The 21,499-nt window shown below is 43.4% G+C and carries 20 protein-coding genes and 1 tRNA gene; 14 read left to right on the forward strand and 7 right to left on the reverse strand.

From position 1 onward, the window contains the following. Positions 1 to 68: 68 nt before the first annotated feature. Complete coding sequence (locus AAA938_RS04075) at positions 69 to 839, reverse strand: hypothetical protein (RefSeq protein WP_338227364.1); 771 nt, start codon at positions 837 to 839, stop codon at positions 69 to 71. Then, positions 832 to 1,440: an RNA polymerase sigma factor gene (locus tag AAA938_RS04080; RefSeq protein ID WP_338227365.1), complete on the reverse strand. Its 609-nt coding sequence runs from the start codon at positions 1,438 to 1,440 to the stop codon at positions 832 to 834. Before AAA938_RS04080 ends, AAA938_RS04075 begins: the two co-directional genes overlap by 8 nt. A gap of 163 nt (positions 1,441 to 1,603) precedes the next feature. Here AAA938_RS04080 and AAA938_RS04085 point away from each other — a divergent pair, with 163 nt between their 5' ends. The 3 genes from AAA938_RS04085 to AAA938_RS04095 are packed head-to-tail and all read left to right on the forward strand — an operon-like array spanning position 1,604 to position 4,231. Further along, the gene (locus AAA938_RS04085; RefSeq protein WP_338227366.1) at positions 1,604 to 3,100 is read left to right on the forward strand and encodes a nicotinate phosphoribosyltransferase; all 1,497 of its coding nucleotides are present in this window, start codon (positions 1,604 to 1,606) and stop codon (positions 3,098 to 3,100) included. Continuing rightward, positions 3,087 to 3,713 (forward strand): bifunctional nicotinamidase/pyrazinamidase, encoded by a 627-nt coding sequence (pncA, locus tag AAA938_RS04090; RefSeq protein ID WP_338227367.1) that lies wholly within the window; start codon positions 3,087 to 3,089, stop codon positions 3,711 to 3,713. Before AAA938_RS04085 ends, pncA begins: the two co-directional genes overlap by 14 nt. Positions 3,714 to 3,715: 2 nt before the next feature. After that, on the forward strand, positions 3,716 to 4,231 hold the full coding sequence (locus AAA938_RS04095; RefSeq protein ID WP_338227368.1) for an acyl-CoA thioesterase: 516 nt from the start codon (positions 3,716 to 3,718) through the stop codon (positions 4,229 to 4,231). A 6-nt stretch (positions 4,232 to 4,237) separates the two neighbouring features. On the opposite strand, the gene AAA938_RS04100 is transcribed toward AAA938_RS04095, so the two are convergent. Continuing rightward, a complete protein-coding gene (locus tag AAA938_RS04100; RefSeq protein WP_338227369.1) occupies positions 4,238 to 4,555 on the reverse strand; it encodes an antibiotic biosynthesis monooxygenase family protein in 318 nt (105 codons plus the stop codon). 110 nt (positions 4,556 to 4,665) lie between these two features. Here AAA938_RS04100 and AAA938_RS04105 point away from each other — a divergent pair, with 110 nt between their 5' ends. From AAA938_RS04105 to AAA938_RS04145, 9 genes are all read left to right on the forward strand, one after another. Beyond that, a complete protein-coding gene (locus AAA938_RS04105) occupies positions 4,666 to 5,607 on the forward strand; it encodes a DUF4097 family beta strand repeat-containing protein (RefSeq protein WP_338227370.1) in 942 nt (313 codons plus the stop codon). Positions 5,608 to 6,014: 407 nt separating this feature from the next. Further along, positions 6,015 to 6,383 (forward strand): hypothetical protein, encoded by a 369-nt coding sequence (locus AAA938_RS04110; protein ID WP_338227371.1) that lies wholly within the window; start codon positions 6,015 to 6,017, stop codon positions 6,381 to 6,383. Between the two features lie 92 nt (positions 6,384 to 6,475). Beyond that, complete coding sequence (locus tag AAA938_RS04115; RefSeq protein WP_338227372.1) at positions 6,476 to 8,974, forward strand: YbcC family protein; 2,499 nt, start codon at positions 6,476 to 6,478, stop codon at positions 8,972 to 8,974. Continuing rightward, a complete protein-coding gene (locus tag AAA938_RS04120; RefSeq protein WP_338227373.1) occupies positions 8,974 to 10,911 on the forward strand; it encodes a proton-conducting transporter transmembrane domain-containing protein in 1,938 nt (645 codons plus the stop codon). The genes AAA938_RS04115 and AAA938_RS04120 overlap by 1 nt, the downstream gene beginning before the upstream one ends. A 33-nt stretch (positions 10,912 to 10,944) precedes the next feature. Continuing rightward, the gene (locus AAA938_RS04125) at positions 10,945 to 12,540 is read left to right on the forward strand and encodes a SulP family inorganic anion transporter (protein WP_338227374.1); all 1,596 of its coding nucleotides are present in this window, start codon (positions 10,945 to 10,947) and stop codon (positions 12,538 to 12,540) included. A 110-nt stretch (positions 12,541 to 12,650) separates the two neighbouring features. Further along, positions 12,651 to 13,997: a hypothetical protein gene (locus AAA938_RS04130; protein WP_338227375.1), complete on the forward strand. Its 1,347-nt coding sequence runs from the start codon at positions 12,651 to 12,653 to the stop codon at positions 13,995 to 13,997. Between the two features lie 168 nt (positions 13,998 to 14,165). Then, positions 14,166 to 14,621 (forward strand): Rieske (2Fe-2S) protein, encoded by a 456-nt coding sequence (locus AAA938_RS04135; RefSeq protein WP_338227376.1) that lies wholly within the window; start codon positions 14,166 to 14,168, stop codon positions 14,619 to 14,621. A gap of 32 nt (positions 14,622 to 14,653) precedes the next feature. Further along, positions 14,654 to 15,583: a DUF5777 family beta-barrel protein gene (locus tag AAA938_RS04140; RefSeq protein WP_338227377.1), complete on the forward strand. Its 930-nt coding sequence runs from the start codon at positions 14,654 to 14,656 to the stop codon at positions 15,581 to 15,583. Beyond that, positions 15,580 to 16,128, forward strand: coding sequence for a YceI family protein (locus tag AAA938_RS04145; RefSeq protein ID WP_338227378.1), 549 nt, complete (start codon positions 15,580 to 15,582; stop codon positions 16,126 to 16,128). Before AAA938_RS04140 ends, AAA938_RS04145 begins: the two co-directional genes overlap by 4 nt. Positions 16,129 to 16,210: 82 nt before the next feature. Here the strand turns inward: AAA938_RS04145 and AAA938_RS04150 are convergent. Next, positions 16,211 to 16,284 (reverse strand) — tRNA-Ile (locus tag AAA938_RS04150). A gap of 533 nt (positions 16,285 to 16,817) precedes the next feature. On the opposite strand from AAA938_RS04150, the gene AAA938_RS04155 reads away from it, so the two are divergent. Both AAA938_RS04155 and AAA938_RS04160 read left to right on the forward strand, forming a co-directional pair. Further along, the gene (locus AAA938_RS04155) at positions 16,818 to 17,447 is read left to right on the forward strand and encodes an HAD family hydrolase (protein ID WP_338227379.1); all 630 of its coding nucleotides are present in this window, start codon (positions 16,818 to 16,820) and stop codon (positions 17,445 to 17,447) included. Beyond that, positions 17,440 to 18,549: a site-2 protease family protein gene (locus tag AAA938_RS04160; protein ID WP_338227380.1), complete on the forward strand. Its 1,110-nt coding sequence runs from the start codon at positions 17,440 to 17,442 to the stop codon at positions 18,547 to 18,549. The genes AAA938_RS04155 and AAA938_RS04160 overlap by 8 nt, the downstream gene beginning before the upstream one ends. A 43-nt stretch (positions 18,550 to 18,592) precedes the next feature. On the opposite strand, the gene AAA938_RS04165 is transcribed toward AAA938_RS04160, so the two are convergent. The 3 genes from AAA938_RS04165 to AAA938_RS04175 are packed head-to-tail and all read right to left on the reverse strand — an operon-like array spanning position 18,593 to position 21,477. Further along, positions 18,593 to 18,889: a rhodanese-like domain-containing protein gene (locus tag AAA938_RS04165; RefSeq protein ID WP_338227381.1), complete on the reverse strand. Its 297-nt coding sequence runs from the start codon at positions 18,887 to 18,889 to the stop codon at positions 18,593 to 18,595. A gap of 1 nt (position 18,890) precedes the next feature. Next, a complete protein-coding gene (locus AAA938_RS04170; RefSeq protein WP_338227382.1) occupies positions 18,891 to 20,729 on the reverse strand; it encodes a T9SS type A sorting domain-containing protein in 1,839 nt (612 codons plus the stop codon). A gap of 4 nt (positions 20,730 to 20,733) precedes the next feature. Further along, positions 20,734 to 21,477: a PASTA domain-containing protein gene (locus tag AAA938_RS04175; RefSeq protein WP_338227383.1), complete on the reverse strand. Its 744-nt coding sequence runs from the start codon at positions 21,475 to 21,477 to the stop codon at positions 20,734 to 20,736. Positions 21,478 to 21,499 lie beyond the last annotated feature (22 nt).

A 21,499-nucleotide genomic window follows, 5' to 3' on the forward strand; every position in this document is an offset into this window, starting at 1 on the left:
TTACAAAAGAAAAAAATGAAAAAAACTCCCGGGAGTGGGAGTTTTCTTTGGTTTGCGGCCATTCTGGCTCAATATTTCCATTCCAAAAGAGTCATTTTCAGTTTGTCCCAGGCAGTGAAATTCTGGTGATAGGTGTGCTGAGGATCATTTTGGATTTTTTCCATTCTTGCTTTGGCATCACTGATTTTTCCCTGCTCCAAGTAGGCTTTCACCAGGTAGTAATCAATCTGATCAGCGAAGTCTTGGGATTGATTGAGCTGATTTCTATTTTCAATCGCTAGCAATAAGGTTTCTGAAGATTCGGGTTGACCTTGTTCTAGATTTGACATGGCCAAGATGAAATAATCCTTGGCGCTATAGATGTCTATTTCAGAAGCCAATTTTTTGACTGTTTCGAAATCTTTCTTTTGATAAGCCTCCTCCAACGTACTGATTTCAAATTCTCCGGATCTCATTACGGGGATTTGGTAATCCAAATGCTTGGAAGTGATACTTTCTGGTGAGGTGCTGAAAAACAGGACTGCAAAAACTCCCGCCAGAAGCAAGGTCAAGGATGCGGCGATTCTACTTACCCAAGTGAAAGGGGAGATGGAGCGGGTAGGGGTCTCAGACTCAATTGCAGAAAAGTCACGATCATTCAGGAATTCAGATTGAGATTTTCGGATCATTTCTTTCCAGGCAGCCATTTGGACTCCTTCACGGGCGAGTTTCAAGGCTTCCAGTTCCAATTTCAGTGCAGAATCCACTTTGAGGTCTTCAACTAATTGCTCAGCTTTTTCTGCTTCCATCAATCCGTCCAAATAGGCTTCCAGGTCTTCTATAAGGTATCTGTTATTCATGGCGTAGTGCTTTTTGTAGATGGGTTTGTAAGGAAGGGGAGGATTTTACCTGATCGGTCAGGCTTTGGAGACATTTGTATTTTTTGTTTCTCAAGACCTGCTCCGAACTGAACTCCAGTTTTTCACAGATTTCTTTCATTGGCAATTCTTCGAAATAGAAGAGAGTGAGCACCTGCTTGCATTTTTCTCCCAGCTTCTCGAAAAGATCCATCACAAAGCGGAGATTTTCATTTCGGCTGATTTCCTCCGAAATGTCCAAGTCCATTTCGTCTTTTTCCATTTCGTATCGTTCGTTTCTGGCACTCATGCTTTTTCTTTTTCTCAATTCCGAAATCCAAAGATTTTTGCAAATGCTATAGAGAAAGGACTTAATGGATGCCTCTCCCCTGAATTTGCCTTGAGTAACCAATTTGACAAAGACCAACATCACTTCCTGAATCAGGTCTGCAGCATCGTCTTGGTTGCCGGAGTTTCTGAGAATGTAGTTTTCCAGTACTCCATAATGCTGCTCATAAAGCTGATTGATCGCCTGATTGGGATTGGTTTTGGATCTAATCTGCTCCAGGAGCTCCTGATCGGTTAAATTTCGGTTTAGCTTCATCGGCTAATCATTACTTGGTCGACGGTGATTGGAAAAATGTAATCTCAATATCCAAATATTTTCCAATTCTTTCCATTACTCAAGCTTACTTGGTGGGGAAGGGCTTAGAATGTACCTTTGAATGTACTTGCTGAAGCAAAGCGGATAAAAGGCTATTCATCTCATGAAAATCACCAAGGATCTCTATCAAAGCAATCTGGTTTTACTCACTGATTTTTACCAGCTCACCATGGCCTATGCGTATTGGAAGGCAGGTAAAGGGGAGCAGGAGGCTGTTTTCAATCTATTCTTCCGAAAGCATCCCTTTCAGGGTGGATTCTCCTTGGCTGCGGGTTTGGATTATGTGATCGATTACTGCAAAAACTTCCGCTTTTCCGGAACAGACCTGGACTATTTGGCCCAAATGAAAAATCAGGATGGAAGTCCTGTATTCGCTGAGGAATTTTTGGATTACCTGAAAAATCTAAAATTCTCCTGTGATATCGAAGCAGTGGAGGAGGGGACGGTGGTTTTTCCCAATGCTCCTCTGATTCGGGTGAGAGGTCCCTTGATTCAGTGTCAACTATTGGAGACCCCTTTGCTCAACATCATCAATTTCCAGACCCTGATCGCTACCAAAGCCGCACGAATCAATGTCGCGGCCAATGGAGCCCCTGTTTTGGAGTTTGGCTTGAGAAGAGCTCAGGGAATCGACGGAGCCTTGGCGGCTAGCAGGGCAGCTTATATAGGAGGCTGCACTTCGACCAGCAATGTCATGGCAGGGAAGCTTTTTGGAATTCCCGTTTCCGGTACGCACGCGCACAGTTGGATCATGTCTTTTGAAACAGAATTGGAGGCATTTGAGGCTTATGCGGAAGCATTTCCAGAAAAATGCGTGTTTTTGGTGGATACCTATGATACTATTCAGGGGATCAAGAATGCAATCAAAGTAGGGAAAATCCTACGCGATAAAGGAAAGGAGATGGTGGGAATCCGAATAGATTCCGGGGATTTGGCTTATTTTTCCATTCAGGCAAGGCAAATGCTGGATGAGGCAGGGTTTCCAGAGGCTAAAATTGTCGCTTCCAATGACCTGGATGAGCAAATCATCACCTCTCTTAAAACTCAGGAAGCGGCCATAGATGTCTGGGGGGTAGGCACCAAGCTGGTAACTGCCTACGACCAGCCTGCCCTAGGTGCAGTCTATAAACTGTCAGCTATCAAGGATGAGAATGGAAAATGGGTACCCAAGGTCAAGGTCTCCCAACAGTCCATGAAAATCAATATTCCGGGTCTTCATAATGTGAAGCGGTATTACAGCAAAGACAAGGCTGTGGCAGATATGATTTATTTGGAAGAAGAAGAAATCAATCCCCGGGGAGTGGTCATCATAGATCCGATCGATCCTACCCGCCGGAAAAGGCTGATGCCTGCTTTTTACTCAGAAGAGGTGTTGCTGAAACCGATTTTCAAGGCTGGCAAGTTGGTTTATTCCATTCCCAGTTTGGAAAAAATCAGGGAGCGGGCAGCTCAGCAGCTGGAATCCTTGGATAAGACACACAAGCGCCTCGTCAATCCCCACCTCTACCCCGTAGGCTTGGAAGAAAATTTGCATCATCTCCGAATGGAACTGGTGCTGAAGTCTCAGAATTTTGAAAATGAAAAGAATGAGCAAGAATAAAGATTTAGTCCTGCTGATCGTTGATGTGCAAAACGATTTTATTCCCGGAGGAGCCTTAGCAGTAAGTGGAGGGGATGAAATCGTGCCGCTGATCAATCGGATTCAGGAAAATTTTGAGCATGTGGTCGCTACGCAGGATTTTCACCCTGCAGATCACGGGAGTTTTGCTGTGCATCACCCGGGGAAGTCTCCCGGGGAGCAGATCATTTTGGAGGGTCTGCCTCAGACGTTGTGGCCTGTGCATTGTGTGCAGGGATCAGAGGGAGCGGAATTTCATCCAGACTTATCCCGTGAAAAGTGGAAAGCTATATTTCAAAAAGGGAAAAACAAGCAGGTGGATTCCTATTCGGGGTTTTTTGACAATGCCAGAAGAGGAGATACTGGTCTAGGGAGCTATCTGAAGGAAAATGGAGTGCAAAAGGTGTATGTTTGCGGACTTGCTTTGGATTATTGTGTGAAGTTCACGGCTTTGGATTCCAATGATCTGGGCTTCGAAACCTATTTGATTCAAGACGCTACCCGAGCTGTAAACTTGAAGCCTGAAGACGGGAAAATAGCCAAAGAAGAACTCCGAAAGGCCGGAGTGAAAATCATTAACAGTCAAGACATCTGATCATGTTTGAATTTAACCCAGAGAAGCACTATCCAAAAGAAACAGAAAGTAGAGTCGTCATCCGATTTCAGGATTGTGACCCACTCAGACACCTGAATAACGCCAAGTATTTCGACTACTTTTTCAATGCCCGGGAGGATCAGGTGCCGAAGCTTTATGGTTTGGAGATCATCGACTTAATCCGAGTTTACAAAGCTGCTTGGGTGGTGTACAATCATAACATCAGCTACGTCAAGCCAGCTATGGTAGGAGAGTGGGTGAGAATCATGAGTCGCATCCTTTGGTACAATCACAACACGATTTTGGTGGAGTACTACATGACCGACGACTCCAAGACCCAGTTAAAGACCGTGCTTTGGTCCACTATGCGCTACGTGACTTTGGCAGAAGGGAAAAGTACCGATCATTCAGGAGCGGTCAATGACTTCCTAAAGGCGACTTCCTTTCAATTGGATATCAGTGAAATTCAAATCAAAGACCGGGTCAAGCAGCTGAAGGCTGAAATCGAAAAGAAGTAGAAAGTCCTACTTTTCAAACTCGTAGTCTCTTTCCACTACCGCGATTCGGGTCTTGTATCCCCTGTACCACTTTTCTCTTCCTAGTTTCTGGGCGAGAAGGTGGTCTGTATGCGCTTTCCACTTTCGGATCGATTCCAGATCTTTCCAATAGCTGACCGTGATACCGACTCCTTCCCGGGCACTTTCGTGTCCCAAATATCCCTCCTGTTCCTGGGCTAGCTGAACCATCCAAGTAGCCATTTCCGAATAATTTTCATCAATCTCAGTTCTCAAACTGGTAAAAATCACCGCGAAATAGGGAGGAGGGGGAGTTTTTGCAATCATTTTTTGGGAGGAAGTAGGGGTAAAGTGTTTTTGGGTTGTCTTGGAGGAAAGGGAATGGATTTTCCCCTTTCTGAAAAATACTAAACCAATTATTATTTACCCACACTAAAATGAAAACGCAAATAAAATCTCTGGCAAATTGGGCTCTGCTGGGTAGTTCTTTGTTCCTGATGACCTCTTGTTTTGAAGAATTGGATGTCGTGCAGCAAATCGACGAGGAGTTTACCGGTATCCAAATGATTGAAATTGAATCTGGATTTCTGGAGGTAAACTATCAGGGGATCGAAGGGATGGAGGAAGTAAAGTTAATCGGACAGTTGGAATCATCCCGAGGGGAGAAGTTCAGGATCGACTATTCCGTGGATGAAAACCGCTTATTGGTCCAACTGGATCAAAAGTCTGGATGGAGTACCGGAAGAAACCGGGGCTACCTCTACATTACCGGACCAAAAGCGATGGCACTTCAAATCAAAGGTGGTTCCGGAGAGATTAAAGTTCTTGGAATAAATTATCCAGAATTGGCAGTCTCAGTAGGTTCCGGAAAGATCCTGCTTGAAGATGTGCAAGCTGATGAAATCAAGGCAGAAGTAGGATCGGGTTCATTGGTAGCCAATCAAATCTCAGGCTTTGTCTTGGGGTCAGTAGGATCCGGGGAAATAAAAATCCGCAATATGAATGGAGACTTGGATTGGGATGCATCCAGCGGAAAAATCGACCTATTCAATATTGAAGGAGCTGTAAATGTGGAGATGAGTTCGGGTAGGGTGATGATGGAAAAGGTAAAGGAGCTTCAGACGATCAAAATAAGCTCAGGTTCTGTCCATGCCCAACAAGTCGGCCTGGGGCCAAAGACATTCCTTTCGGGTTCATCGGGTAATTTCAAGATTCAGACTTTTTCTGATTTGAATTCTTTCAATTTTGATTTGAAAGCCGGAAGCGGTAAAGTGGAAGTTGGGGACAGAGGCTCTTCAGGCACATTGCTGATCGATCATGGTTCTCCTTTTACGATTTATGGTCAGGTTTCCAGCGGAAACATTGAGATCAAAAATTAACCCTACATTTTCAAAAGCTTTGACATATGTCAAATAGTGGAGCCTGAGTAGGTTAGTTTAGATTTTTGCCCTAATTTTGTATGCATGCAGAATAAATTGATTCAAAGAATCGAAATTTTATTTGGCATATGAAACATTCCTTTCTGAGTCAGGTTCTCTATGAGTCCTTAAAGACAAGGAGAAAAGTTGTTCCAATCACCCCCAAAACCTCGGATTCCCGAGGTTTTTTTGTTTCTAAAAAATGGGGTCCATTTTCCTCAGAGTTACTTTCAATTCCGACTTTACCATTTGTTGGCTTGAACAGAAATTTCATTTTCATAAATTTTTTTAATTTTTAACATAAATAAATTCAATAAAAAATATTGCGGATTCAATTTTCTTTAATTTTACCTCGTGAATTGAATTTGATGGTTTCTTTCCTTTCCACATTTTTCCTTCTTCTGCGTTGGGTTTTGGTCTTTCAAAATCCTCTTGGAGATGTACTAGCCATTGATTCACAAGTATTTTCTAATCAAGAAAATCATCTCCATCAACAGCAGCTATACCTTCAGGAAAATGCCCAATTGCATAATCTATTTGGGTTTTGTGAAAATTATGGAGAAGAAAAAGAAGAAAGCGAGGAGGAAGGACCAATTGAAAACTTTCAGGGTCTTTATATTCATTTTCAGATAGTAAAGCTTTCTGGGAGATCCAACGATTTTACTGAAGAAAGGCCTGGAAAAGGCAGCCTTCATTTATACGATTTTTATCATTCCTGGAAGATCGCGCTGAGTTGATTATTGCCATTTAGGCACCGTTGTATGCTGTCCTCATCGGACAAAATCCTTCCCGAAAACCGGGAATACTCTATTCACTCAGCTAATTTACCATGAACCATTTCAAACAAGGCGAAGTCTTGCGAATGGGTGTGCTTTTGGAAGAATTGAAGCATTTTCTTCCGGCGCAGGCTCCGCTCAAGGACTTTGTCCATCATAATACCCTGCATGCTTTCCAAAACCTTCCTTTCAATCAGGGACTAAAGCAGGCAAAAATCCAATTTGGATATCGGGGATATCTCCCAATCGAAGACTACCGGAAGATGTACCGGGAGGGAAAAATCAAAGGGGAAATCCTCAAAAAGGTTTTGGAAGACCATTTCGGTCCGATTCATTCTCAAGAATGGGCAGTCAAATTATTGGATCAGAATTTCGAAGAAGTTTCCGTTCCTAAGATTGGCCGCTTAAGAGGGCTTTGGAAAAGTGAGTACCACTTTAATCTGGATAAAATCACCCATCCCTTTTTGTTTAGAATCCTTTCTGCTTATCTGGATCAGGGGATTTCAATTTGGTCCTTTCCTGTTCAATCAGGCGGATTTTTGGATTCTATCCGATGGATGGAGAGAAGTAGTGCCTCTTCATTGCTGAAGTCGAAGCGCGCCAAGCTGCTCTTGCACAAGGAAGATCTTGTATTGGAAGACCTTCTTGAGATTTTGGTAGAAAGGCCGGAAGCTTATGGCTGGTATTTGTTTGATCAGCAGTTTGCTCATCCGGGCTGGTCCGGGATGGTTGCAGTTTTGGAAAATCAACCCGAAAGTCTTCTGGATTCAAGGAGCATTTCCCTAGAAGAAATGATCAAGTTTGAATGCCTCCTGGAGATCGATGCTTTGGATCAAAAGTTTGGAGAAAACTGGGCGCCAATCGGCTTGAGATTTCCTCATTCCACGGCAAGCTTTTTTGAGACCACTCCTTTTGAAGAAGTTGATTTGGCCTTGCAATGTTGGCAGGAGGCCTTTGAATGGAGCTATTACGATGAGGTTTTGGCAGGAATAGCTGCTGTGAAAAGGGAACCGGTCACTCCGGATGTTCCCGGCTTTCAAGCCTTATTTTGTATAGATGACCGGGAATGTTCTACGCGAAGGCATTTGGAGTTTGTAGATCCTTCCTGCGCCACCTATGGGACGCCGGGTTTTTTCAATGTAGAGTTTTACTTTCAGCCCGAGTTTGGGAAGTTCCATACCAAATCCTGTCCGGCACCTGTCACCCCCAAATACCTGATCAAGGAGACTGCCAACCACAAAAAGCTGGCAAAGGATGCCCATTTCAATCAAAACAGTCACTCACTGATCCGTGGTTGGTTCAATGCTCAAACCTTGGGCTTTTGGTCTGCACTTCGTTTGGTTGGAAATATTCTGACACCTTCCAGTTCGGCTTTGGAGGTTTCTTCTTTCAAGCATATGGATCCCAAGGGAAGCCTTACCATTGAATATCAAGGGTTGGAGGAAAATGGGCTTCAGGTAGGGTTTAAGGTGGAGGAAATGGCGGACCGAGTGGAAGGATTGCTAAGAAGCATTGGTCTTTTGGATCGATTTTCCACTCTTGTCTACCTGATCGGTCATGGTGCATCCAGTATCAACAATACCCATTATGCAGGCTATGATTGTGGGGCTTGTTGTGGACGACCTGGGTCGGTCAATGCCCGAGTGGCAGCGGCCATGGCCAATCATCCTGAAGTCAGACTTCTTCTTGAGCAAAGAGGGATTTGGATACCTGATTCTACCCAATTTGTTGGGGGACTTCATGATACCACCAAGGATGAAATCGAATACTACGACGTAGAATTCCTTAATCCGCAGAATCTCCGCAAGCATGAAGAAAACAAAAAGAAATTTGCCCGAGCTCTCGAAATCAACGCGTTGGAGAGATCCAGAAGGTTTGATACGCTGGAAAAGGGAAAGTCTCTGGGAAGACTTCATGAAGCAGTAAAAAAGCGGGCTTTTTCTCTTTTTGAACCTAGGCCGGAATACAATCACGCAACCAATGCGCTTTGTATTGTGTCCAGAAAGTCCACAATCAAGGGATTGTTTTTTGACCGGAGAGCCTTTTTGAATTCTTACGATTATCGAAAAGACCCGGAAGGTAAAGCACTGGCAAAAATCCTTGGAGCTGCTGCCCCAGTCTGTGGAGGAATCAATTTGGAATACTACTTCTCTCGAATGGACCCGGACAATCTTGGTGCAGGGACAAAGCTTCCTCACAATGTCATGGGCCTGATTGGTGTGGCCAATGGGGCGGACGGAGATCTCAGAACAGGCTTGCCTTATCAAATGGTAGAAATCCATGATCCCATCCGCCTATTGCTTGTGGTGGAGCAGTATCCTGAAGTGGTACTTCAGGTCATCCGATCCAATCCGGCTACTTATGAATGGATTTCGAATTCTTGGTTGCATTTGGTAGTCATAGACCCAGAAGATGGCTCTTTTTTGAGATTCAGAGAGGAAGGGTTTGAGGTCTATGAACCGCTATCCCATGTAGATCATATTGAGCATCTCCAGGATAAGCTGCTCCTTTCTAAAGAAAATCTACCCGTGTACTTAATCGACTCATTGTAATGGAATTATCAGCTTGGATACAGCTCATGATAGGGATTCCTTTAGTGGGCTTTGTAATCAGTGTGTTAGTGCCGGAGGCAAAAGAGAACCTGCTTTCCAAAGTGGCATTTTACACTGCAGGACTGAATTTATTCAGCGTGTGTTTATTTCTGGTTTTCTGGGCTTGGGACGGTTTTCAGGCTTTGAATCTTCGGGAATTTGTTTTGCTCAAAACCTCACATTTTGAGTTTTTGGTTGACTTCTTCTTTGATCGGGTTGGAGCAGTGTATGTAGTCATCGGGTCAATGCTGACTTTCCTGATTACCTTTTACAGCCGGTACTATCTCCATCGGGAGAGAGGATACAAGCGGTTTTTCAATACTGTTCTTTTCTTCTACCTGGGCTTCAACATTACGGTCTTGGCTGGAAATTTTGAAACCCTCTTTATCGGATGGGAGATACTGGGCTTGGCATCTTTTCTTTTGGTGGCTTTTTACCGGGAAAATCTGCTTCCTACCAGAAACTCCATCAAAGTCTTTTCGATCTATCGAATAGGCGATGTGGGGATGATTTTGGCTATGTGGGCCAGCCATCATTTGTGGAATGAAAACATCACCTTCCTGAAGCTGTCCAATGCTGAACTGGTGTCTGAAAGTTTGGCGGGCAATTCAGGGATCGGGTTTTTCATTGCCATGATGCTCTTGCTTGCAGCAGCCGCCAAATCGGCACAGTTTCCTTTCTCATCCTGGCTACCCAGGGCTATGGAAGGTCCTACGCCTTCTTCAGCCATCTTCTATGGGTCCCTTTCGGTTCACCTTGGGGTGTTCTTACTCTTGAGAACCTACCCCTTTTGGGAGAATCAATACGCGGTTAGGGTGTTGATTGGCTTGATAGGATTGACCACGGCGGTGATTTCCAATTTGATCGCCAGAGTTCAAACCTCCGTCAAAACACAAATCGGCTACGCTTCCCTTTCTCAAATCGGGATTATGTTTATTGAAGTAGCGGCTGGTTTTGAAGTTTTGGCTTTGATCCACTTCTCCGGCAATGCATTCCTGAGGACCTATCAATTGTTGGTATCGCCCTCTATCGTGAGTTATTTAATTCGGGAGCAGTTTTACGGATTCGAACCCAAAGCCCAAAAGCCAACTTCAAGCTGGCTGGAAAAAGCCAAGGTATCCATCTATGTCTGGAGTCTTAAGGAATGGAACCTGGATCGCCTAGTCAACCGGATTTTGTTCAATCCCATGAAAAAATTGGGTCACAAACTGGACTTCCTAAGCTATAAGACGGTGCTGTTCTACTTTGTGCCAAGCTATCTGCTCGGCTTTGCCTTGTTGGTATTGGGTTATAAACTACCTCCATCGCTTCACGCTGTTCTACCTTCGGTTTTTGCCTTCATAGCCCTTTTGCAGGTGCTGAAGTCCTTTTCCGAGAGAAAATCAGCTAGGCTGAGTTGGATAATGTTGATAATGAGTCATTTCTGGATGGTTTTGGCTATTGCAGAAAATGAGAATTTTTCATTCCGGGAAATAACGGTTTACCTGAGCGGTGTCATAGTCTTTGGGCTATCAGGTTTGCTTGTCATCTCTTGGATGAAGAATAAACTGGGTCAGTCTGGGCTTTATGAATACCAAGGTTATGTCAGAAAATACCCCGGATTGGCATTCCTATTCCTGCTGAGTGTGCTTGGGTTGATGGGATTTCCGATTTCTCCAACTTTCATTGGGGAAGACTTGCTCTTCAGTCATATCCATGAAGACCAATATTTATTGGCTGCATTTGCCGCCTTGGCTTTTGTGATGGAAGGGATTTCAGCCATTCGAATATTCGGAAGACTCTTCCTTGGCACTAAAATAAACCATGCCGCTGAGGAATTTGGTTTCGGTCCCCATCTCTTTGCCAAAAAGAGAAATCACTCCAATAATTCATCCTTCAAATCATCCATTTCATCCTGAATCATTCAGGAACAAGGATAAAATCTTATTCATATGAAAACCACATCAAAAATTAGTATACCCAAAGACGGTTGGGCAGGTTTGAAAGAGAACTTTCTTTCAGATGCTACTGCCGGATTTATTGTCTTTTTATTAGCCATGCCCTTGAGTTTGGGCATTGCCAAAGCTTCCGATTTTCCACCCATCATGGGCTTGATTACTGCAATCATCGGTGGCTTGGTTGTCAGTTTCTTTGCAGGTTCACGACTCACGATCAAAGGCCCTGCGGCAGGTTTGATCGTAGTGGTGGCTGGTTCGGTGGCTGATTTCGGCGGAGGAGAAGCCGGCTGGAAATTGGCACTGGGTGCCATGGTTGTAGCTGGCTTGGTTCAGATAGGTTTTGGCTTCCTGAAACTGGGTAAGCTGGCTGATATTTTTCCTCTTTCGGCAATTCACGGAATGCTCGCTGCGATCGGTATTATCATCATTGTCAAGCAAATCCCCGTGCTATTGGATGTGAATCCTGAGCTTTACAAGGGGCTGAGCATCATCGAAATGATTACTTCCATTCCTCGGTTTTTGGCCAATTTTGATCCTCGAGCTACTCTTATTGGGGTTTACAGTTTGGCGATTATGTTGGGTTGGCCTTATCTGAAGGAGTTCAAATTGGGCAAAATCCCCGCTCCCTTAATGGTTTTGTTGGTTGCTATACCATCGGAGTTGGCTATGGATTTTGCCCACACTGAGCCTGCATATGCCTTGCTACATATCGGCAATCTGGTAGATAATGTAAAATACAATGCCGATTTCTCCGGCATCGCCCAAACCGGCGTGTTTATCAAATATGTGATCATGTTTGCTCTTGTGGGGACTTTGGAATCCCTTCTTACAGTCAAGGCTATTGATTTGAGTGATCCTTTCCGAAGAAAATCCAACAATGACAAGGACTTGATCGCAGTGGGGATAGGAAATACCATCAGTGCTTTGGTAGGGGGCTTACCGATGATCTCCGAAGTAGCAAGAAGTTCAGCCAATGTGAACAACGGAGCGAAAACCCGTTGGGCCAATTTCTTTCATGGGTTTTTCATCCTGGTTTTTGTTTTGGTAGCTACTCCGGTAATCGAAATGATCCCTAATGCTGCTTTGGCGGCTATGCTGATTACGGTTGGGATCAAACTGGCCCATCCCAAGGAGTTTGTCAATACCTTCAAAATCGGGAAGGAGCAATTGGCAATTTTCTTAGTCACGATTGTATTTACCTTGGTAGAGGACTTATTGGTGGGTATAGCAGCAGGGATTCTGCTCAAAGTGATTTTGCACCTGATCAATGGGGCTCCACTTAGTTCGTTCTTGAAGGCGCCTACTTCCATTTCTTTTTCTGGAAATGAATACCTGGTGGAGATCGAAAAGGCGGCTATTTTCTCAAACTTTTTGGGAATCAAAAAGAAGCTGGAAGAAATACCTGCTGGTTTTCAAGTGACGATTGACCTGAAAAATGCGGTAATGGTGGATCATTCCGTTATGGAAAATCTACACCATTTCCAGCATGAGTATGAGGAAAATGGTGGAACTGTAAGGATAATCGGTCTAGACCAGCACAAACCGGTATCCGATCACCATTTGGCAGCGCGTAAGCTCAAGCCGGCTTAAATCGCTCTTTTTCACTTTAAGATCATTCCAATTTCAAAATGAAAATGCACTCTTCACCTCCTTCACCAAGGAGGAGGTGGAGAGCCCTTTTCCAAATTCAATTAAAAAAAATGCAATCTCTTTCCATTCGATTTATACTTACTCTGATTTTCTTTCGGGCGGTGATTTTATCCTCGCAAGCTCAAGGAGATCAAGAGGTTAAGCTTTATCTCAATTCTGAGAAAACCCACTGGGTAAAAGGAACAGGATTGGGACAAATATGGGTCCGATATACCGACTTAAATCCAGGGTCCACTGTTTTTGGTACACCCAAGGATGAGGTGTTTGACGTGGGACTTCGGCGTGTTCGATATCAGGTAATGGGACAAATCACCGATCAGGTTTTTGTCTACACGCAATTTGGCATCAATAGTTTTGGCTCTCTGTCAGGTAGAAAACCCGGACTTTTTCTGCATGACGTTACTGCAGAATATGCTTTGATTCCGGGCAAGTTGAGTTTGGGTGCGGGTCTGCACGGCTGGAATGGTACGGTCCGTTATTCCTCTTCTTCTGTGGGCTCGATTTTAGGCTTGGATTTGCCCTACATTGAAGAGTCAACCAATGACCTTACTGATCAATTTGTTAGAAAATTGGGGGTGTTTGCAAAAGGTCAACTGGGTAAGCTTGATTACAGAATCTCTGCTTCCAATCCCTTCCCGATTCAGACTGCATTAAGTCCCGTGCCGACTCTGCCTGAAGATGTATCTCAAATCGCTTATTACAGTAAATCGGCCCCTGCTATCAACTATCAGGGGTATTTCTTTTGGCAGTTTCTGGATAAAGAATCTAATCAGCTTCCCTATATGACCGGGACTTATTTGGGAAAAAAGAGAGTTTTCAATATCGGAGGTGGATTTTCCACTCAAGATCATGCAGTGGAATACCGGGAAAGTGTAGGCGAACCTGTGATTCAGCAGGCGAGTCGTCAGTTTGGGCTGGATGTATTTTATGATACCCCGATAGATAAGGAAAAAGGCACCGCTTTGACCGCTTATGCGGCATGGATTGATTATGATTTCGGGCCTAATTACCTGAGGGCCGCAGGTGCCATGAACCCTGCAAACGGGATAAATGAGCAAGGAACCTTTAACGGTCCGGGGAATAACATTCCACTGATTGGCACTGGAAAAGTCTATTATACTCAATTCGGGTATCTGATGAAAAAGGACCTATTGGGTAAGCTGGGTACGCTTCAACCCTATGGGCAGTTTACCCTTTCTGATTACGAGAGGGTAGAGACACCTATTTCCACTTACGCCATCGGAATCAACTGGCTTCAAGCGGGTCATCGATCCAAGCTTTCGCTTGATTACCAAAGCAGGCCAATTTTGGTAGAGGGTACAGGGGAAAAGCTAGTCCTTGATTCTGCTAACCCTAGAAAGGGAATGTGGGTCATGCAGTATCAGTTTAGTTTTTGATAAATCCGAAACAAAAGGATGGATTTTGATTACAAAAAGTCCAATAGAAGAGACTAATAGAAAAATTGAAAAGCGTCACAATTTCTTTTAAGCGAATCTTAAGGGTCTGCTAAGGAAACTAGAGACGTACAGATTTCAAATTTGTACAACACCCTAATTACTAAAATCATGGAAGAAAAAATGAACCGTATGGAGTTTCTAAAATCTCTTGGATTGAAAGGAGCTTCATTGTTTGCCGTGTATTGTGCAGCATCAGGTCTGACCAGCTGCATCAACGAAAGTATGGATCCCAACTTAAACCCGGGTACCGGAGGTGGAGATCCTAATGTGTTGAGTCTGGACTTGAGTAGCTCTGCCTATTCCGGATTGAATACGGTTGGGAATTACGTCATAGTCAATAGGATTGTGATTGCCCGGATTTCTGATACTGCATTTGCTGCAGTCACTCAAGTATGTTCTCATGAAGGGAAAAGGAAAGTGTATTTCCGATCTGGAGAGTTTTATTGCCCTGAGCATGGGGCCAGATTTGATACTTCTGGAAATGGCCTTAACTCCAAGGGATCTAAAGGCTTAAAAACCTACCCGACAGAGTTGACTGGAACCACATTGAAAGTGATGTATTGATAATGGAAAGAATTTCAAACTACATAGTTGGCTTGGCTTTCATACTTGTCCTTTTCGGTCTTGGGCAGATTTCTCCTGCTTTGGCTCAGGATGATCTTTTGCAAATGTTAGAAAAGGAACAATCCAAAAAGCCATTCTACACTCTTGCGACCTTCAAAGCTACCCGTCTGATCAATGGACAGACTATTGAGACGATTTCCAAAAATCATCTCAATTTCTGGATATCTCATCGCTTTGGTGCGGTCAATAGTGGTTTTCTTGCCAATTTCTTTGGCTTGGATGAAGCGAAAATCAGACTTGGTTTAGAATATGGATTGACAGACAATTGGTTGATAGGCGCCGGGAGAAGCTCTCTTGAAAAGACCTATGACTTCTACACCAAATATAAAGTCCTAAGACAATCCAATAAATTTCCCGTAACAGTGACAGGATTGGCTGGCTGGGCTATCAATACCATGGAGACAGGATATTCTATGGAATCTGGCTCAGAAATGCGCTTTAATTCCAACCTGGAAAGGTATTCTTACTGGGGACAAGTCTTGATGGCTAGAAAATTCAATGAAAGACTTTCCCTCCAAGTAATGCCAACTTTTCTGCATTACAATAAGGTGGAGGATCCGTCAATTCCAAATGATTTGTGGGCTCTGGGAATAGGAGGGAGGTATAAGCTTACTAAGCGGTTTACTCTGTCCGGCGAATATTATCATTCCTTTTCTGATCCGGGCGCTTACGAGGCAAGTGCCGGAAAAACCTATCCCTATCACGATGCGATTTCGATCGGGGTAGATATTGAGACTGGTGGGCACGTCTTTCAATTGCATTTTACCAATTCCCGCGGAATGATAGAAAAGCATTTTATCGGACAAACGGTGGGTTCTTGGGAGGACGGAGATATTTATTATGGATTCAATATTTCAAGGACATTCAGCTTTGACAAAGCTGCTAAACACAAAAACAAATGAAAACCGTTCTAAAACTAACCCTAATTCTCTTCTTTACCGAAGTGGGGAATGCTTGGGCACAAACGCTTTATGGTACATCGGTAGGTGAGGTTTCATTTTACTCAGATACTCCTTTAGAAACAATCGAGGCTCTGAATAAGAAAAGTGGAGCCATTATCAATTCGGATTCCAGAGAAATTGCTGTTCAGATGAGAATCACAGATTTTGTTTTTCCCAACAAGCTCATGCAGGAGCATTTCAATGAGAATTACTTAGAAAGTGAAAAATATCCAACGGCCGTTTTCAAAGGAAAAATCAAAGAGGAGGTAGACTTGACTGTACCCGGTACCTATCCGGTTACGGCCGATGGGAGCCTTACAATTCATGGTGTGACCAAGCCAATTTCTGTGAAAGGAAAAATCACTTCAACTGGGAAGGACTTAAGGTTAGAATTTAAATTCCAGGTGATGCCCGAAGATTATCAAATAGAGGTTCCTTCTTTAGTGATTACAAAAATTGCCGAGAATATTGATGTCACGGGCAATATGCTTTTGGTGAAGCGATAGGATATTCAATTTTCTCAAGAAAATAGTATTTAAAATAGATGGGTGCATAAAAAATAAAGGCTGGAATAAATCCAGCCTTTTGTGGGCCCAGCTGGGCTCGAACCAGCGACCTCCTGATTATGAGTCAGAAGCTCTAACCAACTGAGCTATAGGCCCATTAATTTTTATTTCAGCGACCTCCTGTCCCGATAGGTCGGGGAGAGTCAGAAGCTCTAACCAACTTGTCCCGATCTTTATCGGGAGCCCATTAATTTTTATTTCAGCGACCTCCTGTCCCGATAGGTCGGGGAGAGTCAGAAGCTCTAACCAACTTGTCCCGATCTTTATCGGGAGCCCATTAATTTTTATTTCAGCGACCTCCTGTCCCGATAGGTCGGGAGAGTCAGAAGCTCTAACCAACTTGTCCCGATCTTTATCGGGAGCCCATTAATTTTTATTTCAGCGACCTCCTGTTCCGATAGATCGGGAGAGTCAGAAGGTCTACCAACTTTTCCCGATCTTTATCGGGAGCCCATTAATTTTTATTTCAGCGACCTCCTGTCCCGATAGATCGGGAGAGTCAAATGCTCTAACCGACTGAGCTATGGGCTCTCACACTACCTCAATTATCCGCTTCTTCAAGCCTCAAATCTTGGTTTTGGGAGTGCAATGTTACATATTTGAGTTCAATTACACAACTTGACTTTCGAATGAAAAATAGCCCGGATGTTGACTTTTTGATATTTGATTTGGGAAACGTAATCATTGACATTGATTATCAGCGATCTCTGAATCTGATCAAAAGCAAGCTGGAAGAATCACTTCATGATCGGGTTGATTTTTTTTACCAAACTGAGTTTCATAAGTCTTACGAAAAGGGGCTGATTTCCTCTGTCCAGTTTAGAGATGAGGTGAGAGATTATTTCAGCCAATCTTGGTCAGATCAGGAGATCGATACATTATGGAATAGCCTGCTTGGAAAAATTCCACCTCAGAGACTGGAATTGGTGAAAGAGCTGCGTAAAAAATATCAGGTTGGAGTACTTAGTAATACCAATGAAATTCACATCGATGCCGTTCACGAAATGCTAAGATCTGAGCATGGGCTTGACCGTTTTGATCCGATTTTTGATTGGGTGTTTTACAGTCATGAGATGGGATTGGCGAAACCCTCTGCGGAGATTTATGAAAAAATGTTGGCTGAGCTTAACACCTCTCCAGACCGAGTTCTATTTTTTGATGATTTGAAAGCAAATGTGGAGGGAGCTAAGGCTGTTGGGATAGAAGCTGTTCAAGTGACTGGTCCTCGGGTAATCTTTGATTTTTTCGGGAATGTATAAGCCTAAAGAGTATTTCATTCACGGATTATTGTTTGTTCTGACTTTGGTGACAACCACCCTTGCCGGAGGTGAATGGGTATACAGCAAATCCATCCTTGGTTCTGGCGAGTCCGCATTGACTTGGGAGTATTTCGTAAAGTCGATGGCTTTTTCAATTCCTTTTATCGGGATTCTTTTGATCCACGAATTGGGACATCTATTCACTTCTATTTATCACCGGGTGAAGTGTACGCTTCCATTCTTTATTCCTGCTTGGCTAGGATTTATTGGTGCCCCATCGATCGGAACTTTTGGAGCTATTATCCGGATGAAAGGATTTGTCAACAGCCGAAAAAAGTTTTTTGACATTGGAGTGGCTGGACCTTTGGCTGGGTTTGTGATCGCTTTTGGGGTTTTATTTTATGGTTTTACCCACTTGCCACCAGCAGAATACATTTACGAAATCCATCCAGAATATGCTGATCCTAATTTTCAAGGATACGGTGAGGATGTGATTAACTTCGAATTGGGACAAAACTTACTGTTTTATTTGATGGGAGAGATTCTTGCGGATCCTGAACGGATGCCTGATATGGGAGAAGTTATCCATTTTCCCTTCCTGTTTGCAGGTTATTTGGCTTTGTTTTTCACCGCGTTGAATCTTTTACCGATTGGTCAACTGGATGGCGGACACGTAGTTTTTGGCTTATTTCCGCATCATCATAAGCTGATCTCCTTAGTGGTCTTCACCTTGTTTTTATCCTACTCTGGGATGGGAATGATCTCTCCGATGATACCATTTGAGGATTTGATAATCAGAATTCCCTTGTATGTTGGGTTTTTGTACATCTGCTATTCCAGAGCAGAACTTTCTACCCAATCGAAATGGACTTTTGCGCTTTCTATTGCTGCAGGACAATACGCATTGAGCTTTATCAGACCTGAATGGGAAGGATATCAGGGATGGTTATTTTATGCTTTTCTTTTGGGTAGGCTGATGGGATTGAGACATCCCGAGGTAAGTGGGTTCGTTCCATTGGATACCAAGAGAACATGGATAGGTTGGTTGGCAGTGGTGATTTTTATTTTGTGCTTCTCACCCCGGCCTTTCATATTCACCTAAAAAATAAACCCTGAGAAGAAATCTCAGGGTTAAAATTTTCTTTTTAAAGTTCTCGATAAGCCAGAATTCCGCCTAGCACATTTCTTACTTGGGTGAAGCCCTTGCCTTCCATAAATTTCTTGGCATTTCCGCTTCTGGCTCCGGATCGACAATGAACGACGATTTCTGAGTCTTTGTGCTTTTCTAATTCATTCAAGCGGTGGGGGAGTTCTCCCAGTGGGATATTTTGAGCACCTAGGTTATCCTCCTCATATTCCCACTCTTCGCGGACATCGATGAAAACGAATTTTTCTCCTTTGTCCAATCGGCTTTTTAATTCTTTTACAGAGATATCTTCCATTTTATTTGAGGACTTGTATTCGAAATGATTCCAAACTCGACCCAGAAACAAGGTTAACTATGTAGATTCCGGGTCTTTGACCGCTAAAGTTAATCATTTCCTCCTCCCCGAGGGATTCCCTTGGTAATAAAATCTGCCTTCCGAAGGAATCAAAAATCTGAATTTCCGCAAATTTCCCCCTTATAGTTAGTCTGTCTCTAACAGGGTTGGGATAGAGTAGAAAGGTCTCCTGAGGGGCTTCGCCTCCCTCAAGTACCTGATTGACAGTGACGTGGGGTCTTATCATCAGGGAACCTAATACCTCCTCGTTTTGAACCCATCCGCCTCCGACATTGTAGAAAATTTTATCAGCCTGATTATTGGTTTTATCCAATCCCACATGGATAAAATCATTCGTAAACTGGGTAAATCCAACAAAAAACTCAGGTCCTACCAAAATGGCAGTATCCAAAGGAAAGTAAATAAACTCCTGTCCAGGTTCTTTAACGGGGATGGCTCTTTCCAAGGAGAAAATTGGCCTTAGACTCAAATCTTCCCAAATCACCAAATCGATCGCTTGATTGGCTTGGTTTGCATTGGTGAAGTTGATCGATATTCCATGCAAAAGCACCGGTTCAGGACTTTGGAATTGGACAGCCAATTGTCCTGAGCGCTGATTGATTCCTGCAGAATAATCAGCAGAACCTCCATCATAGGCAAAGAAGTCACGAAGCGGAAAAACGCTGGAAACCGTATCATTATCTGCAAAATTGACCTGCTCAAAAAATGTGGTATCACCAGCACTAATTGTGAAAAGAGGGTCATCCCCAGTAGTCAGATAAGTCTCAAAGTAGAGGTCGGCAGCTTTACCAAAATTGGGAATTGATTCAAATTCTCTGCTTGAAAAAGCCCTTCTTTCCAAAGCATTGGGTACTGGATTGAATGGCGAATCTGAATTGATCGGCAGAACAGCCTGCCTGATGGAATCTTGGGCAGTGATGGTATATTCCATGGCTCGGAATCTGTTTTCCAGATTCAGAAATTCATTGGATACCAGACTCCAATTATTTTGTTGGAATCGATCCAGAATTTCCCAAGGATATGCCCTATAATCTCCTAGTTGAACAAAATTAGGCTGAGTGATCGCTCGGTCAGGGTAGGTAAGGTCTGATAGGCTTCTTCCGGAATTAAGATATATGTAGTCTAGTAGCCATGCATCAAATGGTCCACTTAGTCTCCCTGAGGATAAGAACCTGAATTGAAAGGCCTCATGCAATAGGTTGGGATCAATAGCAATTATTTCCTGGGCAAAATTTTCCCGATCCCTTTCATCTCCTCCATTTTGTGCCCAGACCGTCACCCAATTCCCATCCGGATTGAGTAGCTGAAGAATCAGTTGGTCATTGGAGTCCGGCGCTTCTGATTTACCTCCAGCCTGCCAGAAAAAGCTGATAAATAGACTATTGCTCTCATTTTCTGATAATCCACTTAAATCAAAAGGCCTGCTGGTTAATATGTCACTTTCCCCCTGATCACGGTCTTGTCGGGAATAGGGTCTTCCGTTTTCGTCGACACCATTAAACAGAATCATCCCCAAAGAGGGAGGGTTGTTGCCAACTGTTTCTGTGTAAGATATTCCGTCAATGGACCATTTGGTGGTGTCGATTCCTTTAGAAAAATCATCCCAAAAAGGGAGTGAGTTTTGGTTTAAAACCCTTTTGTCTGTTCCTGATTTTGCCTCTGAAATTTTGATTTTTTCGACAGGATCTAATTGGGCAAACTGGGCAAAAGAAGAAGTATTTCCCCAAAGAAGAAGAAGGAAAAGAAGAGTTAAAAAATGGATGAATGATTTCTTTTTCAAGGATTTAATTTCTAGAAATCCAAAACTCAATCGGTTCGCCTGTTTTTACCTGGCTTCCGGAACCGGGAATCTGCATAAAGACTTTTCCGACAGGAATAGTATCGTTTTGTGCATAATTTTTACTTCCTACCCGCAAGCCAGAGCCTAAAATAAGGAATTCTGCCTCATCTTCATCTAAGCCGATCAAATTGGGTACTTGCAGAAATTGATTGCCCATGCCATCACCTACTACTAAGTCGATTTTGGCACCTTTTGGCACTTCAAATCCTTCAGGGACCTTTACGCCTCGGTAGCGCTGTTCAAGGACCACATTGATTCCAATATCCGGCACATAGATGATTTCACCCCGTTCCAAACCCATATTTGCAAGGATTTCTTGGGCGTTTCTCAGTAGCCCATTCACCAGATTGGGCATCTTGAGCATCGGGGCATTCCTGGAGTTGAGGGTGAGATAAACTTTTCTTCCGCTTTTCACCTGAGAGCTGGACTTTGGTATTTGCTTCAGGACAGCTAAAGCTGGAAATTCGGTGCTGTAAAGTGAATCAGGAGAAACCTCATATTGAAGCCCGGTGGATTCCAATAATCCTACTGCTTCCTCATAGGTGTATCCTGATAGATCAGGGACAGAAACTGTTTCGCCATGATTGGTATAAACAGGCAGGTAAACTTTCAAAAAAAGGAATCCAAGAAGGACCGAAAGTCCGATAATTATCGAAAGGTGTAAAAGGATTTTTTTAATTGAATGCATCGTGGGGTTTCTGGTGATTTCA

This window comes from Algoriphagus taiwanensis, assembly GCF_036245645.1.
GTDB lineage: Bacteria > Bacteroidota > Bacteroidia > Cytophagales > Cyclobacteriaceae > Algoriphagus > Algoriphagus taiwanensis.

Bases quoted from the DNA above. Each gene is read 5' to 3' on its own strand.
- AAA938_RS04075 (WP_338227364.1), bottom strand. From the start codon at position 839: ATGAATAACAGATACCTTATAGAAGACCTGGAAGCCTATTTGGACGGA.
- AAA938_RS04080 (WP_338227365.1), bottom strand. From the start codon at position 1,440: ATGAAGCTAAACCGAAATTTAACCGATCAGGAGCTCCTGGAGCAGATT.
- AAA938_RS04085 (WP_338227366.1), top strand. From the start codon at position 1,604: ATGAAAATCACCAAGGATCTCTATCAAAGCAATCTGGTTTTACTCACT.
- pncA (WP_338227367.1), top strand. From the start codon at position 3,087: ATGAGCAAGAATAAAGATTTAGTCCTGCTGATCGTTGATGTGCAAAAC.
- AAA938_RS04095 (WP_338227368.1), top strand. From the start codon at position 3,716: ATGTTTGAATTTAACCCAGAGAAGCACTATCCAAAAGAAACAGAAAGT.
- AAA938_RS04100 (WP_338227369.1), bottom strand. From the start codon at position 4,555: ATGATTGCAAAAACTCCCCCTCCTCCCTATTTCGCGGTGATTTTTACC.
- AAA938_RS04105 (WP_338227370.1), top strand. From the start codon at position 4,666: ATGAAAACGCAAATAAAATCTCTGGCAAATTGGGCTCTGCTGGGTAGT.
- AAA938_RS04110 (WP_338227371.1), top strand. From the start codon at position 6,015: ATGGTTTCTTTCCTTTCCACATTTTTCCTTCTTCTGCGTTGGGTTTTG.
- AAA938_RS04115 (WP_338227372.1), top strand. From the start codon at position 6,476: ATGAACCATTTCAAACAAGGCGAAGTCTTGCGAATGGGTGTGCTTTTG.
- AAA938_RS04120 (WP_338227373.1), top strand. From the start codon at position 8,974: ATGGAATTATCAGCTTGGATACAGCTCATGATAGGGATTCCTTTAGTG.
- AAA938_RS04125 (WP_338227374.1), top strand. From the start codon at position 10,945: ATGAAAACCACATCAAAAATTAGTATACCCAAAGACGGTTGGGCAGGT.
- AAA938_RS04130 (WP_338227375.1), top strand. From the start codon at position 12,651: ATGCAATCTCTTTCCATTCGATTTATACTTACTCTGATTTTCTTTCGG.
- AAA938_RS04135 (WP_338227376.1), top strand. From the start codon at position 14,166: ATGGAAGAAAAAATGAACCGTATGGAGTTTCTAAAATCTCTTGGATTG.
- AAA938_RS04145 (WP_338227378.1), top strand. From the start codon at position 15,580: ATGAAAACCGTTCTAAAACTAACCCTAATTCTCTTCTTTACCGAAGTG.
- AAA938_RS04155 (WP_338227379.1), top strand. From the start codon at position 16,818: ATGAAAAATAGCCCGGATGTTGACTTTTTGATATTTGATTTGGGAAAC.
- AAA938_RS04160 (WP_338227380.1), top strand. From the start codon at position 17,440: ATGTATAAGCCTAAAGAGTATTTCATTCACGGATTATTGTTTGTTCTG.
- AAA938_RS04165 (WP_338227381.1), bottom strand. From the start codon at position 18,889: ATGGAAGATATCTCTGTAAAAGAATTAAAAAGCCGATTGGACAAAGGA.
- AAA938_RS04175 (WP_338227383.1), bottom strand. From the start codon at position 21,477: ATGCATTCAATTAAAAAAATCCTTTTACACCTTTCGATAATTATCGGA.